This window comes from Shewanella sp. ECSMB14101 (assembly GCF_000773485.1).
In the GTDB taxonomy this organism is placed as follows: Bacteria; Pseudomonadota; Gammaproteobacteria; order Enterobacterales; family Shewanellaceae; genus Shewanella; species Shewanella marisflavi.
The window spans coordinates 256,655-272,742 of the sequence record NZ_JSFF01000004.1 but is presented as its reverse complement, the minus strand read 5'-3'; the positions used below and the strand labels follow the sequence as shown (position 1 = coordinate 272,742).

General features: G+C 48.8%; 17 protein-coding genes. 9 read left to right on the top strand and 8 right to left on the bottom strand.

Annotation, left to right across the window (positions count from 1 at the left end):
* Positions 1-80: 80 nt before the first annotated feature.
* The 5 genes from nadA to astE all read right to left on the bottom strand — a co-directional run bounded on the left by nadA (position 81) and on the right by astE (position 6,207).
* Entirely contained in the window at positions 81-1,148 is a 1,068-nt protein-coding gene (gene nadA / locus NY07_RS06070) for a quinolinate synthase NadA (protein WP_033538436.1), read from the bottom strand.
* Between the two features lie 117 nt (positions 1,149-1,265).
* Positions 1,266-2,825: a dihydrolipoyllysine-residue acetyltransferase gene (locus tag NY07_RS06065; RefSeq protein ID WP_033538435.1), complete on the bottom strand. Its 1,560-nt coding sequence runs from the start codon at positions 2,823-2,825 to the stop codon at positions 1,266-1,268.
* A gap of 10 nt (positions 2,826-2,835) precedes the next feature.
* Positions 2,836-3,813, bottom strand: a complete 978-nt coding sequence (locus tag NY07_RS06060; protein ID WP_033538434.1) for an alpha-ketoacid dehydrogenase subunit beta — start codon at positions 3,811-3,813, stop codon at positions 2,836-2,838.
* A gap of 3 nt (positions 3,814-3,816) precedes the next feature.
* Positions 3,817-4,995: a thiamine pyrophosphate-dependent dehydrogenase E1 component subunit alpha gene (locus NY07_RS06055; RefSeq protein ID WP_033538433.1), complete on the bottom strand. Its 1,179-nt coding sequence runs from the start codon at positions 4,993-4,995 to the stop codon at positions 3,817-3,819.
* Between the two features lie 183 nt (positions 4,996-5,178).
* Positions 5,179-6,207, bottom strand: coding sequence for a succinylglutamate desuccinylase (astE, locus tag NY07_RS06050; protein ID WP_033538465.1), 1,029 nt, complete (start codon positions 6,205-6,207; stop codon positions 5,179-5,181).
* Between the two features lie 279 nt (positions 6,208-6,486).
* On the opposite strand from astE, the gene msrA reads away from it, so the two are divergent.
* Positions 6,487-6,966: a peptide-methionine (S)-S-oxide reductase MsrA gene (gene msrA, locus NY07_RS06045; protein ID WP_033538432.1), complete on the top strand. Its 480-nt coding sequence runs from the start codon at positions 6,487-6,489 to the stop codon at positions 6,964-6,966.
* Between the two features lie 141 nt (positions 6,967-7,107).
* On the opposite strand, the gene NY07_RS06040 is transcribed toward msrA, so the two are convergent.
* The 3 genes from NY07_RS06040 to seqA all read right to left on the bottom strand — a co-directional run bounded on the left by NY07_RS06040 (position 7,108) and on the right by seqA (position 9,763).
* Positions 7,108-7,428: a hypothetical protein gene (locus tag NY07_RS06040; protein WP_052125516.1), complete on the bottom strand. Its 321-nt coding sequence runs from the start codon at positions 7,426-7,428 to the stop codon at positions 7,108-7,110.
* Positions 7,429-7,514: 86 nt separating this feature from the next.
* Positions 7,515-9,173: a phosphoglucomutase (alpha-D-glucose-1,6-bisphosphate-dependent) gene (gene pgm / locus NY07_RS06035; RefSeq protein ID WP_033538431.1), complete on the bottom strand. Its 1,659-nt coding sequence runs from the start codon at positions 9,171-9,173 to the stop codon at positions 7,515-7,517.
* A gap of 44 nt (positions 9,174-9,217) precedes the next feature.
* The gene (gene seqA, locus NY07_RS06030) at positions 9,218-9,763 is read right to left on the bottom strand and encodes a replication initiation negative regulator SeqA (RefSeq protein ID WP_033538430.1); all 546 of its coding nucleotides are present in this window, start codon (positions 9,761-9,763) and stop codon (positions 9,218-9,220) included.
* A 276-nt stretch (positions 9,764-10,039) separates the two neighbouring features.
* On the opposite strand from seqA, the gene NY07_RS06025 reads away from it, so the two are divergent.
* The 8 genes from NY07_RS06025 to yfbR all read left to right on the top strand — a co-directional run bounded on the left by NY07_RS06025 (position 10,040) and on the right by yfbR (position 16,086).
* The gene (locus NY07_RS06025; RefSeq protein ID WP_033538463.1) at positions 10,040-10,813 is read left to right on the top strand and encodes an alpha/beta fold hydrolase; all 774 of its coding nucleotides are present in this window, start codon (positions 10,040-10,042) and stop codon (positions 10,811-10,813) included.
* 81 nt (positions 10,814-10,894) lie between these two features.
* The gene (locus tag NY07_RS06020; protein WP_033538429.1) at positions 10,895-11,116 is read left to right on the top strand and encodes a DUF2788 domain-containing protein; all 222 of its coding nucleotides are present in this window, start codon (positions 10,895-10,897) and stop codon (positions 11,114-11,116) included.
* Between the two features lie 11 nt (positions 11,117-11,127).
* Positions 11,128-11,400 carry a LexA regulated protein gene (ybfE, locus tag NY07_RS06015; RefSeq protein WP_033538428.1) on the top strand — a complete coding sequence of 91 codons (273 nt, stop codon included), beginning with the start codon at positions 11,128-11,130 and terminating at the stop codon, positions 11,398-11,400.
* A 50-nt stretch (positions 11,401-11,450) separates the two neighbouring features.
* Positions 11,451-11,978, top strand: a complete 528-nt coding sequence (fldA, locus tag NY07_RS06010) for a flavodoxin FldA (protein ID WP_033538427.1) — start codon at positions 11,451-11,453, stop codon at positions 11,976-11,978.
* A 118-nt stretch (positions 11,979-12,096) separates the two neighbouring features.
* Entirely contained in the window at positions 12,097-13,266 is a 1,170-nt protein-coding gene (gene earP / locus NY07_RS06005; protein WP_033538426.1) for an elongation factor P maturation arginine rhamnosyltransferase EarP, read from the top strand.
* Between the two features lie 47 nt (positions 13,267-13,313).
* A complete protein-coding gene (gene efp / locus NY07_RS06000; protein ID WP_033538425.1) occupies positions 13,314-13,874 on the top strand; it encodes an elongation factor P in 561 nt (186 codons plus the stop codon).
* Positions 13,875-14,156: 282 nt separating this feature from the next.
* Positions 14,157-15,371 (top strand): pyridoxal phosphate-dependent aminotransferase, encoded by a 1,215-nt coding sequence (locus NY07_RS05995; RefSeq protein ID WP_033538424.1) that lies wholly within the window; start codon positions 14,157-14,159, stop codon positions 15,369-15,371.
* Positions 15,372-15,498: 127 nt separating this feature from the next.
* A complete protein-coding gene (yfbR, locus tag NY07_RS05990; RefSeq protein WP_033538423.1) occupies positions 15,499-16,086 on the top strand; it encodes a 5'-deoxynucleotidase in 588 nt (195 codons plus the stop codon).
* Positions 16,087-16,088: the final 2 nt, after the last annotated feature.

The window sequence follows — 16,088 nt, the reverse complement described above, 5'->3', positions numbered from 1 at the left end:
TCCCCGGAAAGCCGCGATGAACCATAAAAAAAGCACCTTTAGGTGCTTTTATGCTGTTGTGTGAATGTGATCACACCCCTTTAGGCGTTGCCTTTCACCTGCATGTTAAGTGTTTTCGCAAAATCCAACATGCGATCAAGTGGCAGCAAGGCACGCTCACGGAGCGACTCATCTACAAAAATTTCATGCTGCTCACTACCATCATTTAACAGCGCAGCTTCAATAGCCTTAAGACCATTCATCGCCATCCAAGGACAATGGGCGCAACTACGGCAGGTCGCACCATTTCCACCTGTAGGGGCCTCGATAAGCGTCTTATTAGGCGCCGCCTGCTGCATTTTGTAGAAGATCCCCTTATCTGTCGCCACGATAAAGGTGTCATTTTCTAGCGTCTGCGCAGCCTTAATCAACTGGCTGGTTGACCCAACGGCATCGGCCATCTCTACAACGCTGGCTGGCGACTCTGGGTGCACTAACACCGCTGCATCAGGATACTGCTCTTTGAGTTGTTTCAGTGCCTTGGCCTTAAACTCATCATGGACAATACATTCGCCCTGCCACATCAGCATCTCTGCACCTGTCTGCTTAGCGATATAGCTACCGAGATGACGATCCGGTCCCCAAATAATCTTTTTACCCTGACTATCAAGATGTTCAACAATCTCAAGCGCAATACTAGAGGTAACCACCCAGTCCGCGCGCGCCTTAACGGCAGCAGAGGTATTGGCATACACTACAACCGTATGATCCGGGTGAGCATCGCAGAAGGCGCTAAAGGTCTCGATAGGACACCCAACATCCAGAGAACAGGTCGCGTCCAAGGTAGGCATAAGCACTGTCTTTTCTGGGCTTAAGATCTTTGAGGTCTCGCCCATAAATTTAACACCCGCCACAATCAGTGTCTTAGCAGGATGGTCGCGTCCAAAACGGGCCATCTCCAGCGAGTCAGACACACAGCCGCCAGTCTCTTCAGCAAGAGCCTGGATCTCAGGGTCTGTGTAGTAATGCGCCACCAATACCGCCTCTTTCTCTTTCAATAGCTGCTTGATGCGCGCCTTATAGGCCTGCTTCTCACTATCGCTTAGGGGAATGGGCTTTGCTGGAAACGGGTATTGAATATTTTCGATGCTTGGTGCTACTTGACTCATGCTCAAACCAAAGAGTGGGACTAATTAGCGGCATTATACTTAATCTGGCGCGAAAGATTAACTCCAGATAAAAAAAAGAGCGCCATCGGCGCCCTTCTTAATGAGATTACGAAACAATTAGTGCATCGCCAGCAACATCTCTTGTGGAGACTCAAGGTATTGCTTCCACAGATTACAGAAGCGGGCAATGGTACCACCATCAATCACCCTGTGATCGCCAGACCAGCTGATCTGCATGATCTTACGCGCCTCAACCTCACCCTTGTCGTTAAAGCGTGGCAGAGTCTGCAGCTTACCCAGTGCGACAATGGCTACCTCAGGCTTGTTGATGATAGGTGTGGCCACTGTGCCGCCGAGCGCGCCAATGTTTGAGATAGAGATACTACCGCCTTTCAGATCCGCAGGGCTTACACGTCCGCTTCGGGCATCTTTAGTCAAACGAGTGATCTCGCTAGCCACCTCAAGGATAGACTTTTGCTGCACATCTTTAACGTTTGGCACTAAAAGACCCACTTTTGAATCTACCGCCATGCCGATATTGTGAGATGCGACGAAAGTCTGCTCGGTGCAATCTTGGTTCACTCGGCTATTAATACCAGGGAACTGGGTAAGCGCCAATGACATCGCCTTCATAAAGAAAGGCATCATGGTAAGCTTAAGATCGTCACTCGAGTAACGCGCCTTCATCGACTCTCGCAGCGCGACTAATTCAGTCAAATCCAACTCTTCACAGTAAGTAAAGTGCGGAATGGTAGACACAGATTCGGTCATCATCTTGGCCATCACCGCCTTCACGCCGCGGATAGGCTCAACGCGATCACCGGCTGAGGCCACTACAGGCGCAGCGCTTGGCTCGCTTTGTATCTGCTCTTTTGCGGCTTTTGCTTTAACCGCCTCACCGCTGCGGAAACGCTCTACATCTTCTTTGTAGACACGACCGTGCTTGCCAGTGCCTGGAACCTGGCTTAAGTCGATATCATAGCTACGGGCTAAACGACGTACCGCCGGGCTTGCCAGCGCCTTACCGTTTGCTGCCGGTGCATGCAGTTCAGATTCGGCCACCTCAGATTGCTCTGGAGCCTGCTCAGTCACTGGCGCAGCAACAGCGCCTTCTTCAGCATCAACTTCGATAGCAAACAGAGGGGTGTGCACCTGGGCAAGTTGTCCCTTACGGTAATGTAGTTTGACAACCTTACCGCTCTTAATTGCCGGGATCTGCACCAGGGCCTTGTCCGTCATTACATCGGCGATAGGCTGATCTTCGACCACCATGTCGCCCTCTTGAACTAGCCACTCGACCAGTTCACACTCAACAATCCCCTCGCCGATATCGGGCAGCAGGAACTCTTCTACACGCTTACCGGCAATGTTTTGCTGTGAATCAGATTGAACGACTTTTTCATCGACCGGTTCTGACGCTACGTCATCAGCGGCCTCTCCATCGATTTCAACCGAATACAGCGGCTCATGAACGATGGCGATATCACCTTTTTTATAGTGAAGTTTTTTGATGACACCAGCATGCACAGCTGGGATCTGAACTAAGGCCTTATCTGTCATCACATCGGCAATCGGCTGATCTTCAGTGACTGTGTCCCCTTCGGCCACTAACCACTCGACTAACTCACACTCAACCACGCCCTCACCGATATCGGGCAAAATAAAATCTTTAATCATGCCTGGGCTCCTAGTATTTCATCGATGCTTTGATCGCTTCAAAGGTCTTGAGCGCATCAGGCATATATTCTTTTTCATGGATCAGCGGATATGGCGTGTCTAAACCACACACACGACTAATGGGTGATTCAAGATAGAGGAAACACTCTTGCTGAATGGTAGCGGCGATCTCGCCCGCAAAGCCACCGGTCAATGGCGCCTCATGGTTGATCACCAAACGTCCAGTCTTTTTCACCGACTCGGCAACCGTATCGACATCCCATGGTGCAAGAGTACGCAGGTCAATCACCTCGCAAGAGATCCCTTTCTTAGCCGCCAACTTAGCCGCTTCTTCGACGATCTCCATCTGTGCGCCCCAGGCCAGTACGGTAATATCTGTACCTTCCTGAACCACTTCCGCCTTGCCTAACTCAATTTCATAGGCTTCATCTGGCACCTCGCCGACGCTGGCGCGGTAGAGACGCTTAGGTTCGAAGAAGACCACAGGGTTTTTATCGCGAATGGAAGCTAATAGCAGCCCTTTGGCTTGATACGCGTTGCGCGGCACAACCACCTTTAGACCCGGTGTCTGAGTAAAGTAGGCCTCTGGTGACTGCGAGTGGTAGTGACCACCGGCGATCCCGCCACCATATGGTGTACGGTATGTAATACCGCCCACATCGAACTCATTACCACTACGGTATCTGAACTTAGCCGACTCGTTCACTATCTGGTCGAACGCTGGGAAGATGTAATCGGCAAACTGGATCTCGGCAATCGCCGTCATACCATTTGATGCTAGACCATTGGCAAAACCGGCAATGCCCTGCTCGGTCAGCGGCGTGTTAAAGCAGCGATCACGACCAAACTTCTCTTGTAATCCTGAGGTGGCTCGAAAAACGCCACCAAAATGGCCCACGTCTTCACCAAAGATAACCGCCTTATCGTCAGTCTCCATCGCGATGGTCAAGGCATCGTTGATGGCTTGTAACATATTAATCTTGGCCACGATTTAATCTCTCCCTGCACTGCGTGGATAGGAATCAGGATATTTCTTGATGTGCTGCTTAAGCTCGCTCAGTTGCTGCTTCAGTCTCGGCGTAGGCTCATCCAACACATCTTCGATGATCTCCTCGATACGTGGCGCTGGTAATTTTTCGGCCACTTTCACCGCTGCTAATACCTCTTCACGGTATTTCTCGTACAGCGTCACATCATCGCTCTCGGCGAGCCAGCCTTTGTTGATCAACCACAACTTGAAACGCTTCACCGGATCGTGTTGCTGCCACTTAGCCTCTTCATCCTTTGAGCGATACCCAGATGGGTCGTCAGATGATGAGTGAGCGCCCAGACGATAGGTCATGGCTTCAATCAGCACTGGCTTGTTATTTTCCAGCGCATAGGCTCTTGCCTGCTGAGTCGCAGCCAATACGGCCAGCATATCGTTACCGTCCACGCGTATAGTATGCATGCCATAGCCCACACCGCGGCTAGCGATACCATTACCGGCAAACTGCTCGTTGGTAGGGGTCGAGATTGCATAGCCATTGTTACGGCAAAAGAAGATGGTGGGCGAGTTAAGCACGGCCGCCATGTTTAAACCGGCATGAAAATCGCCTTCCGAGGCTGCGCCTTCGCCAAAATAGCAGATGGCAACATTGCGCTTGCCCTGCATCTTGAGGCTATAACCCACACCCGTAGCTTGAGGGATCTGTGTGGCCAGCGGCGATGAGATAGTCTGGTAATTAAGCGCTTCACTACCATAGTGAATAGGCATTTGGCGCCCTTTACCCAGATCTTTCTCATTGCTGAACATCTGGTTCATAAACTGTTCGGTGGTAAAACCACGGTAGCGGATGGCCGCATGCTCACGATACTGAGCCAAGATCACATCGTCTTGCTCTAAGGCAGCGACACTGCCAACCACGGCGGCTTCTTCCCCGGTGCAGGTCATATAGAAGCTGATCCGTCCCTGACGTTGCGCGGCTAACATCCGCTCATCTAACACCCGTGTAAACACACAGGTATCATAAATTTTGGCAGCCAAAGCCTGATCGATCACGGGTAACACAGCATTTTCGAAGGTGGTACCATCGGCTTGGAGGATCTTCAAGATCGGGATCGATAATGAGTCCTTATCGAGAAAACTGACGCGATGGACAGTCTCTGTATTGCTCGTTGCGTTGCTCATACTATTCTCTTATCAGCTGAGTATTCTTGTTATCTGACTGTGAACACCCTAAGTTGTCCACTATTCTCTTTTATGACGCGGCCTTAAAGTTACGTTAACGTAAACTACCTAGCAAGTTAAAGCCTCCTTGTGCTGTCAACTAGCTAGCTTGCCTCATGTATCGCTAGCTTTACAAGCCGTACACTAAACCACGCGATAATCTTTTGCTGGCACTAAACACAGCACAGTACGCTGACCAACGGGTACATTGGCATTAGGGAAAACGATAGACTCGGCGTCTGCCTCGACCTTAATCTCAGTACCTCCCTCTTTTGCTAATATATAACCCTTTGGAAAAGCAGTAAAATTCTCTACGTCACCCGAAAAGGTAAAACTAAAATCATCAAAATGCTTGTTGATTGAACGATTCACCTGATACAGATTCACCTGGCTTTCATCAAACTCGCCAAGCTCTAACGCCTTGCCCGTCACCAGGCGAGTAAGCATCTCTTTCACCTCGATAAAGCGAGTCATATCGTTCTGACCAAATGGCATTACCTTGCCCAGCTCAATAGTAAAGGCGTGGGCCTGATAACCGTGGGCAGAAAAATAGCTAAAGGTGGTCGTCGGCTCATGATGAAACAACACAGTTTTAATGCCGCAGGCGGCCAGAAACATGATCTGTTCGCCGCTATAGGGCTTCCCGTGGGGATAAGGATAGATGGCAAACTTCTCATGCTTGGAAGCGCGAATCGCGGTATGCAGATCGTAGTGGTAACGACTGCCGCCCTCGGGACCGGCATTAAAGAAGCGGTCCACATACTGCTCTAGTTGTTTCGCGCGTTCACGCTCCTGATTGACTAGGCCTTCGCCTCTAGAATGTGCGCCACTAAACAGGCGGTTGAGATTCTCTTCAACAAAACGAGTGCCGTTTAGAATGGCTGGCGGATTACCGATCAAGAACAACACCCGGTGGCGGGTGATAAGTTTTTCAGACAGGAGCGCTGTGATCAGTTGATCACACAGCTCGATAGGTGCCGTTTCGTTGCCATGAACTGCTGATGAAAGCACGATACTCTTGGTCTCTGCATTAAGTTCAGTTAGCGGCTCAAACAGTATCACCCCTGTATCCCATACCGAGACTTGGGTGTGTTGCCCTAAGCAAAACTCAAAGGGGGCATTAAGGCCATGTGGGTTGTCTAGGGTCAGTTGCAAAAAGTCTTTCGACAACATCAGGGTGTCTTGCACAGAAAACTCCTTTATTGCATCGCCGTGCCAGGTCACTTAAGTGGCCAAGTTAGCGGGGCGACTCCTTGGATTTATTAGCATTATTATCAACTGGCAAGCATAGTATCACTTAAGGGCGCCATCGGCCACGCGCGCCAATGCCAGCAACAAGATTTTCCTGGTTGCATTCGTTAATCAGATAATACAGAATAAGGCCGTCTAGCCATCTAAACGTTTAAACGGATACGCGAGATGGACACAGGTTTAATCAATAAGAGGTCATACATGGCACTAGCAACATTTGGCGCAGGCTGTTTCTGGGGTGTTGAGTATTTTTTCAAGCAAATAGACGGTGTTATTTCCGCCACCTGTGGCTATATGGGTGGTAAGGACAGCGCCACAAGCTATAAAGAAGTCAAAACTGGCACCACTGGCCATGCCGAGGTGGTCCAGGTAGAGTTTGATGAGACTAAGGTGAGCTTTGATGATCTGCTCGCCGTCTTTTGGAGCAACCACAATCCTACCACTTTGAATATGCAGGGCGGTGATATTGGCAGCCAATACCGCAGCGCGATCTTCTTCCACAATAAGATTCAAAAGGAGCAGGCAGAGGCTTCTAAACTTGCTCTGGCTCGCAGTGGCAAGTGGGGATTAAGGCCAATCGTGACCGAGATAGTGCCCGTGCAAACTTTCCACAAGGCCGAAGAGTATCATCAGAACTATCTTGAAAAGAATGATCTACCTAGCTGTCACCTAACCTATTAAGCTAGCTAGCCGACCGTTCTCAGGAGTCAGCACACAAAAACTGAGCGTTTAACTGAGCGTTTAACTGAGCGTTTAATTTAGGCGCTCAGTTTTTTACTTTAAGCGTTTCGCCCTATGACCAGGGCCTTTACTAACGCATGCCTATTCAGTATCAAGCTGTAACACACCGTCCAATTGCTTGGATGAAAGCTTTAGACCGCTTATACCATTTAAACCACTTAGACCGCTTAGGGCATCCGCTAGCATTATTTTGAGTTGTGCCTCTTGGCCAGCAGCCTTAAATTCCGCTAATGACGCTTTACTATCAAATACGCAGATAACCTTTAAGCTCGATGGAAAACGGCCATAATCAACCTGATGGGTTAGCCACTGAAATCCAGCAAAGCACTCCTTAGCCTCGACACACATCTGCGTCAACTGCTCACGAAGTGCCTTATCCCGTTTCTTATCGGTTTTCGTCATGCTGATCCTCTTTATAACGACAAAAGCCAGTGAAACACTGGCTTTACCGGGGCTAAATTCAATACAGGTTATACTTTTTATACAGCCTAAGTTGATAGCAAGTGCTCTATCATCTGCTGCGCCTGTGCTAATACGCTTTCAAGATGATCGTCGCTAACAAAACTCTCACCATAAAGCTTAAACAGGGCTTCTGTCCCCGATGGCCGCGCGGCAAACCAGGCGTTAGCGGTCACAACTTTCAAGCCGCCAATGGCTGCGCCATTACCTGGTGCGTGAGTTAGCACCTGCAGGATCTCATCATTTGCTAAGATTTTGCTACCAAGATGCTCAGCCGTCACTCCTTCGGCGACCAACTGATTAAACTTGGCCTTGCGCTTTGGTTTAACGGGTGAATCGATACGTTTATAAAAGCTTTCGCCATGGCGTTCAACCATCTCAGCGTAGAGCTGCGCAGGTGTGTTACCAGTTACCGCCAGGATCTCCGCTGACAGCAATGCCAAGATAAAACCATCTTTATCGGTACACCAGCTGCCACCATCACGGCGTAAAAAAGCGGCGCCGGCGCTTTCTTCGCCGCCAAAGGCGAAACTGCCCTCGGCAAGACCGTCAACAAACCATTTAAAGCCCACAGGCACTTCACACAAACTGCGAGACTGCTCAATGCATACCTTATCTATCATGGCGCTGGAGACCAGTGTCTTACCTATCTTAAGGTCGGCCGACCATTGCGGGCGATGAGACAGTAGATATTCGATCGCCACCGCCAAATAGTGATTTGGGTTCATCAGCCCGCTACCCGGACAAACGATACCGTGTCTGTCGTAATCTGGGTCGTTACCGACGCAGATATCAAACTCATCCTGATGAGCTAGTAGCCCTGCCATCGCATAGGGTGATGAGCAATCCATGCGAATCTTGCCATCCTTATCCAGCGGCATAAATCCAAAGGTGGGATCGATACGATCATTGACTAAAGTAATATCCAGACCATACTGCTCTGCAATCTTGGCCCAGTAATGGATACCAGACCCGCCTAAGGGGTCGACCCCAATACGAATACCAGCATTTTTAATGGCCTGCATATCAATCACTTGCTCGAGATCCTTGACATAAGCAGCCATGAGATCCCGTGCTTCGATAAGGCTTGTGTTAATCGCAACCGAATAAGCCAGTCGCTTCACCCCTTCGAGCTGTTTTGCCAAATAGTCATTGGCACGCTGCTCAACCCAAGCGGTGATCTGACCTTCTGCCGGGCCACCGTGGGGCGGATTGTACTTGATCCCCCCATCCTGAGGTGGATTATGGGAAGGTGTGATAATCAGACCGTCGGTGAGCTCTGCCCCCTGTTCTCTGTTAGCCGCAATGATGGCATGCGACACTACAGGCGTTGGCGTATATTCATCATCTTTTGCGACAATCACCTGTACACCATTGGCCGTCAGCACCTCAAGTGCTGTGACATAAGCCGCTTGAGACAGCGCGTGGGTATCTATGCCCACTATCATAGGCCCGCAAATACCGGCATCGAGTCGATAGTCGACCACCGCCTGGACGATGGCCAAGATATGCTTTTCGTTGAAACTCTTATTAAAGGCACAACCTCTGTGACCCGAGGTGCCAAATGTGACCTTTTGTGTATCTTTGGTCACATCCGGTGAGAGCCGATAGTAGTGGCTCATCAGTTTAGGAATATTAACCAAGTCCCTTTGTTGTGCCGTCTTACCGGCTCGCTCATGTAGCGCCAAAATGTACTCCTAAGTATCGGATAGATTGAGCTTTAGTGTGTCACCTAAATATGACCAATAATGTTTTCAATCTGTTTTTCTTGCACCCCAAACTGTCCTAACACTTCGCTCAATATGGTGCGTTTCTTGGCGGTATTATTGTTGGTAGTCACCCAAAAGCCGCTGTTACCAATCTCTTTTGGATTTGCCGACTTACTGGCCTTAAGCAATGACTCTTTTGAGGTAGCAAAATAGAGACGATCGCGCCCCTGGATCTGCAGCACCTGGTCAAACTGATTAGGCGTCGCTTTATAGATAGCCTCTAAGGTAAACAGGAAACGACCCACTGCGCCCTTTTGCTGGGCCAGTGCCGCCTTATCTAACAAGCTATCGGCATCGAGCGCTGCGACCTGCTGTGATTGTTGCTGTGATTGGGTTGCCACCTCTTTATCCAGACCCGGCTGGCTGATCTGGCTGGGCGCCTCCATGGCAACTGTCTCTACGTCTAGGCCGAGTAAGCGTCGCAGGATCTCTGAAGCACTCTCTCCTATGCGCTCAGTCTTGCTGGCAATATGGCGATATAGCTCTTCATCAATCTCAATATATTTCATGACTAGAATCTTCCTTAGACTGTAAAGGTAATTAGGTTATTGTTAGCGTATCGCGATCCGGATCCACTCATGCCAGATCCGTTCAAGTGTATGCTATCTTTCCCACAGGAATAAAGACCGATCGCATTAAAAATCCACAACTTGGTTACAAGATCAATAAATTAGCCGTTAAGTGAACAAAATCCCAGCAGAGAATTGCCAGCGCCTGGGTTAGTACTGTCATTTAGCCGAGTTTACAGGCACAATTTGCCCAAGATCACTGATGTTGTTAACGCCATGACCAGCTTAAATTACACCCAATCGGGGCAAGGTAGCCCGGTTATTCTTATCCACGGACTCTTTGGTAACCTAGACAACCTAAAAACCTTAGGCAACTCACTAGATGGTTATCAGGTGATACGTATTGATGTGCCTAACCATGGCCTTAGTCCCCATTGGCCTAACATGGATTACCCCATGGTCGCCGAGGCATTAGTTGGCCTGATGGATGAACTCGAACTCGATCAGGCGCACCTTGTTGGTCACTCAATGGGCGGTAAGATTGCCATGGCAACCGCCCTGCTTTATGCCGATCGCGTAAAGAGTCTGGTTGCCGCTGACATCTCACCGGTAGCCTATCAGCCTAGACATCAAACGGTATTTGAAGGACTGAGTCACATCAATCTCAGCTCGCTAAATAATCGTGCTGAGGCCCAAAAGCAATTACTCGATGCTGGCATTGACGAAGGCACGGCACTGTTTTTACTTAAAAACTTAGCCAAAGACGATCAAGGATTTATCTGGAAAATGAATCTTGCCGGGCTTAAGACTAGTTACCCTCATCTGATAGGCTGGCCATTACCCTTGAGCGAGCAACAATACACTGGCCCTAGCCTATGTATTCGCGGCGCCGACTCAGATTACGTTACGTCAGCCCATCGCCAGGCATTTGTCTCTCAGTTTCCTAAGATACAGTCAAAGACATTGGCTGGCACAGGTCATTGGTTACACGCACAAAAGCCAGCGATTTTCAATCGTATCGTTACCGAGTTTATTGCACAAAATGACTAAATCTTGTCTGTAAAGCGTGTAGCAGATAACGCTTAACTATGGTATATTCGCGCCTCTTTTTTTAGCCTGAGGGAACGCAGCATGTTATCTCAGTACATGGAACAGATAGAAGCCGTTGGCTTAAACCTGTTCTTTGCAGCGATATTCTTCTTTATAGGTATGGCAATTCATGACGTGCTCAAACAGGGAAATGTCCCTAAATTTGGCCGTTATATTGTTTGGTTAGTATTATTTCTCGGCTGTGCCGGGTTTGTAGCTAAGGGCTTGATCCAACTCTCTTGGGAGAGCTCAGGCATAGGTTAAATGAACATTCGATGGCAAAAGAATCTTCAGATAGAACAACGATAGACCTGTTTGCTACGGAAAAACGCAGAGGACGTCCTCGCAGTAATCCACTCCCCAGAGAGCAACAACTAAAGGTCAACAAACGAAATCAGATCCAGCGCGACCGTGCAGCCGGATTAAAACGAATAGAGTTAAAGGTGTCACAAGATTTGTATGACGCCTTGAATGAAAAGGCTTTGGCCAGTAACATCAGCCGCAGCCAATTAATCGAATCGATACTGCTTAAGCAGGTTACACGCTGATCTTAACTGGTATTGAAACAAACATTAGTGAACTAGATAAAGGAAAGACAATGGCAACTGTAGGTCTTTTTTTCGGCAGTGATACGGGTAATACCGAAGCCGTCGCCAAGATGATCCAGAAGAAGCTGGGTAAGAAGATGGTCGACGTCAAGGATATCGCCAAGAGTACCAAAGAACAGATCGCAGAATATGATCTGCTGCTATTCGGTATCCCTACCTGGTATTACGGTGAAGCCCAATGTGATTGGGATGATTTCTTCCCTGAATTAGAGCAGATTGATTTCGACGGTAAACTGGTCGCTATCTTTGGTTGTGGCGATCAGGAAGATTATGCCGAGTATTTCCTCGATGCCATGGGCATGGTCAACGAGATCGTCGAAGCACGCGGTGCCGTTGTTATCGGTCACTGGCCAACAGACGGCTACGACTTCGAAGCCTCTAAAGGTCTTGCCGACGACAAACACTTCGTCGGTCTGGGAATTGACGAAGACCGTCAACCCGAACTGACCGAAGAGCGTGTCGATGCGTGGGTTAAACAGATCTACGAAGAGATGTGCCTTGCAGAGCTGGAAGACTAACTTCCCGGCCTGAACAGCATAAAAAGCGGCTAACAGCCGCTTTTTTTAGCTCTACGCCAGATTCATCCAAACTTGCTCGTGACGTCCACGATATAAACTGAGATCAGCCAAGTTTTCCATGTCAAATCAAGACCACCACAGCCACTGGGATATTTTTTGCGCCGTCGTCGATAACTATGGCGATATTGGAGTCACCTGGCGCTTGGCGAAACAACTCGCCAAAGAATACGGACTTGAGATCCACCTTTGGGTCGATGACCTTGCAAGCTTCGCGCATATCTTACCAAAGCTTGATCCCAACTGCCCTAGCCAATCCTTCGAAGGCGTGTGCATCAAACATTGGGATGAGCCGTTAAGTTTAGCCTATGTCCCTGGCAAAGTGCTTATCGAAGCTTTTGCCTGTGAGCTGCCTGCAGAGGTCATAAACAGTATCACAGCCCTGCACCAAGGTGGCGGCAAGGTTCCTGTCTGGCTCAACCTAGAGTACCTCAGCGCCGAAGATTGGGTCGAAGGTTGTCATGGGCTGCCCTCTTTGCAGCGTAGCGGCCTTAAAAAACATTTTTACTTCCCCGGCTTTACCCACAAAACAGGCGGTCTCATCTGCGAAGCCGATCTTTTGACCAAGCGTGAGCACTGGCAGACCACTAATCAACGTCTTGATTACTTTAACCAGTTAGGGCTTAAGGGCATAAATACTGATGATACCGTCATAAGCCTCTTTAGTTATGAAACGCCAAGCCTTGAGACGCTTTGTCAGCTTTGGCGCACTGGCGAGCAAAAAGTGCACCTGTTAGTCCCAGTGGGTAGAAGCCTAAACAGCCTAAAAACGTTAATCGGTGATACGGCGGCTTGCCAGCCTGGTCAACAATTTACCCTAGATAAGCTAACGGTACACATTCTGCCGATGACAGATCAGCAAGGCTACGATAGATTGCTATGGAGCTGCGATTTTAATATTGTCCGCGGCGAAGACTCCTTCCTACGGGCACAATGGGCGGCTCGCCCCTTTATCTGGCACATCTATCCCCAGGAAGAAGACTATCATCTGATAAAATTAGAAGCCTTTATGGCACTTTATTGTCATAATCTGGCCCCAGAAATTGCAAAGGCCTGGAAAATGCTCAATCTAGGCTTTAACCAAGGTGCCCAGGAGGAGCTCGTTCCCCTGTGGCAACACGTGACTAACGCCCACCCGGTCTTGACGCAACACGCGCAAAACTGGCCGAGTGACGCATTAAATGATGCAGATCTTGCAACACGACTAGTTCAATTCGTCAAAAATAGCTAAGATACTGCGTTGAAATAGAAACACCCTAAAATATAGGAAATAGAGAAATGAAAACTGCTCATGAAATCCGTCCTGGAAACGTGATCATGTTAGATGGCAGCCCATGGGTTGTTCAAAAAACTGAAACAACTCGTTCAGGCCGTAACGCGGCTATCGTTAAGATGAAACTGAAGAACCTACTTCAAGACTCATCTACCGAAACCACCTTTAAGGGTGAAGACAAGATGGAAGATATCATTCTAGACCGTCTTGATTGTACCTATTCATACTTTGCCGATCCTATGTATGTTTTCATGGATGCTGAATACAACCAGTATGACGTTGAAGCTGACAACCTGGGCGATGCAGCGGCTTATATCGTTGATGGTATGGAAGAGCAGTGCCAAGTTACCTTCTATGAAGGTAAGGCTATCTCTGTTGAGCTACCAACAACTGTTGTACGCGAAGTGACTTACACTGAGCCTTCGGCTCGTGGCGACACCTCTGGTAAAGTGATGAAGCCTGCAACGATTGCTGGCGGCGCAACGCTGAGTGTTGCTGACTTCGTTAAGACTGGCGATCTAATTGAGATCGACACTCGTACACACGAATTCAAGAAACGCGCTTAAACAAGCCGTTAACTTAATCATAAAAGCCAGCGTTTATCGCTGGCTTTTTTATACCTTTATCCCACCAAACCAGTATTTACCACCTATAAAGGCCGCCACGGCAGAGCAAAACACTAAATAGCAATTTAACAAGTTAACCACGCAGAATATTCCTCTAAAAATATTTCCAAAATTGCGCGAAAGCCCCTTTTAAACAATACTTTTTTTCGTTATTGTTCGATAACTTACGAGCTTTGAAATAATCAGCTTTTCTTTTTGCATACTGGCAATCACGAGGTTTCGATGCGCCCTATCATTAAATCCAACAAACTCGATACCGTCTGTTATGACATCCGAGGCCCGGTTCATAAAGAGGCAAGGCGCCTTGAAGATGAAGGACATCGCATCCTTAAGCTCAATATCGGTAACCCGGCCCCCTTTGGTTTCGAGGCCCCGGAAGAGATAGTACGTGACGTCATCCTTAACCTACCCAGCGCACAGGGCTACAGCGAGTCTAAAGGGCTGTTCTCCGCCCGAAAGGCGATTGTGCAGCATTACCAGAGCCGAGGACTATTTGGTGTCGACATCGAAGATATCTACATAGGTAACGGCGTATCCGAGCTTATTGTGATGGCGATGCAAGGTCTGCTCAACACTGATGATGAGGTACTGGTCCCCTCACCTGACTATCCTCTGTGGACGGCGGCGGTGCATCTCTCTGGTGGCAAGGCGCAACATTATCGCTGTGACGAAGAGTCAGACTGGTTTCCCGATCTTGACGATATTAAATCCAAGATCAGCAGCCGCACCCGTGGCATAGTGCTCATCAACCCAAACAACCCCACCGGCGCTGTGTATTCGCGAGAGTTACTGCTGGAGATCATCGAGCTGTGTCGCCAGCATGACATCATTTTGTTTGCCGATGAGATCTACGACAAGATCTTGTATGACGACGCTGTGCATATCCCCGCAGCCACACTGTCAGACGATATTTTAACAGTTACCTTCAATGGTTTGTCTAAATCCTATCGCGCAGCAGGTTTTCGCGTAGGCTGGATGATACTCTCGGGTAACCTCAAGGCAGCCAAGAGTTATATCGAAGGCCTAGACATGCTGGCATCTATGCGTCTGTGTTCTAACGTGCCTAATCAGCATGCCATTCAGACCGCCCTTGGGGGCTATCAAAGCATTAATGAACTGGTCGCCCCAGAAGGCAGATTGACCGTTCAGCGCGACACCTGTTATGAACTGCTCAATCAGATCCCTGGGGTTAGCTGTAAAAAGCCCAAGGGCGCGCTCTATGCTTTCCCTAAGCTTGACGCCAAGAAGTTTAATCTGCGTGATGATGAGCGCCTGGTGCTTGATCTACTTAAGGAGAAGAAAATTCTGTTGGTACAGGGCACAGCCTTTAACTGGCCGGAGCCCGACCATCTCAGGGTCGTCTTCCTCCCCCACAAAGAAGATCTGCAAAAAGCGCTGGTGGAGTTTGGTGACTTTCTTTCCAGCTATAGCCAGTAACCAATTACCAGCAAGGCCAATAAATCAAAGCGATCTTAGGATCGCTTTTTTTATTCTTAAGGCACTGTTTCTATTTACTTGCCCTGTGTTAATGTTATCTCATCTTAGTGTCAACACGGATAGCAGTATGAGTCATTTGTTTGCCCACCTGGCCAGGATGAAATTGATCCAACGCTGGCCACTTATGTACAACGTCCGCCCTGAAAACGTTCAGGAGCACTCGCTCCAAGTCGCCATGGTCGCCCATGCCCTGGTTATCATTGCCAACAAAAAATTCGATAAACAACTCAGTCCCGAGCGCGCTGCCACCTTGGCCATTTTCCATGATGCCAGCGAGATCCTGACTGGCGATCTCCCCACGCCCGTTAAGTACTTCAACAAGGAGATAGAAGCCGAATACAAGAAGATCGAAGCTATTGCTGAGTGCCGCTTACTGGAGATGGTGCCAGAGGAGTTTCAAGAGGATTATCGCTCGCTGCTCCTCAGCGATCAGGTCGATGAAGAGTATAAGCAGATCGTCAAATCGGCGGACACCCTCTGCGCCTACCTTAAATGCTTAGAGGAACAATCTGCCGGCAACCATGAGTTTAATACCGCCAAACGTCGCCTAACCGAATCCCTAAACCAAAACCCGGATCCGGCAGTGCGCTATTTTATCGAGACCTATATTCCAAGCTTCGAGCTCAACTTAGACGAGATCAATCGTCTGCTCTAAAG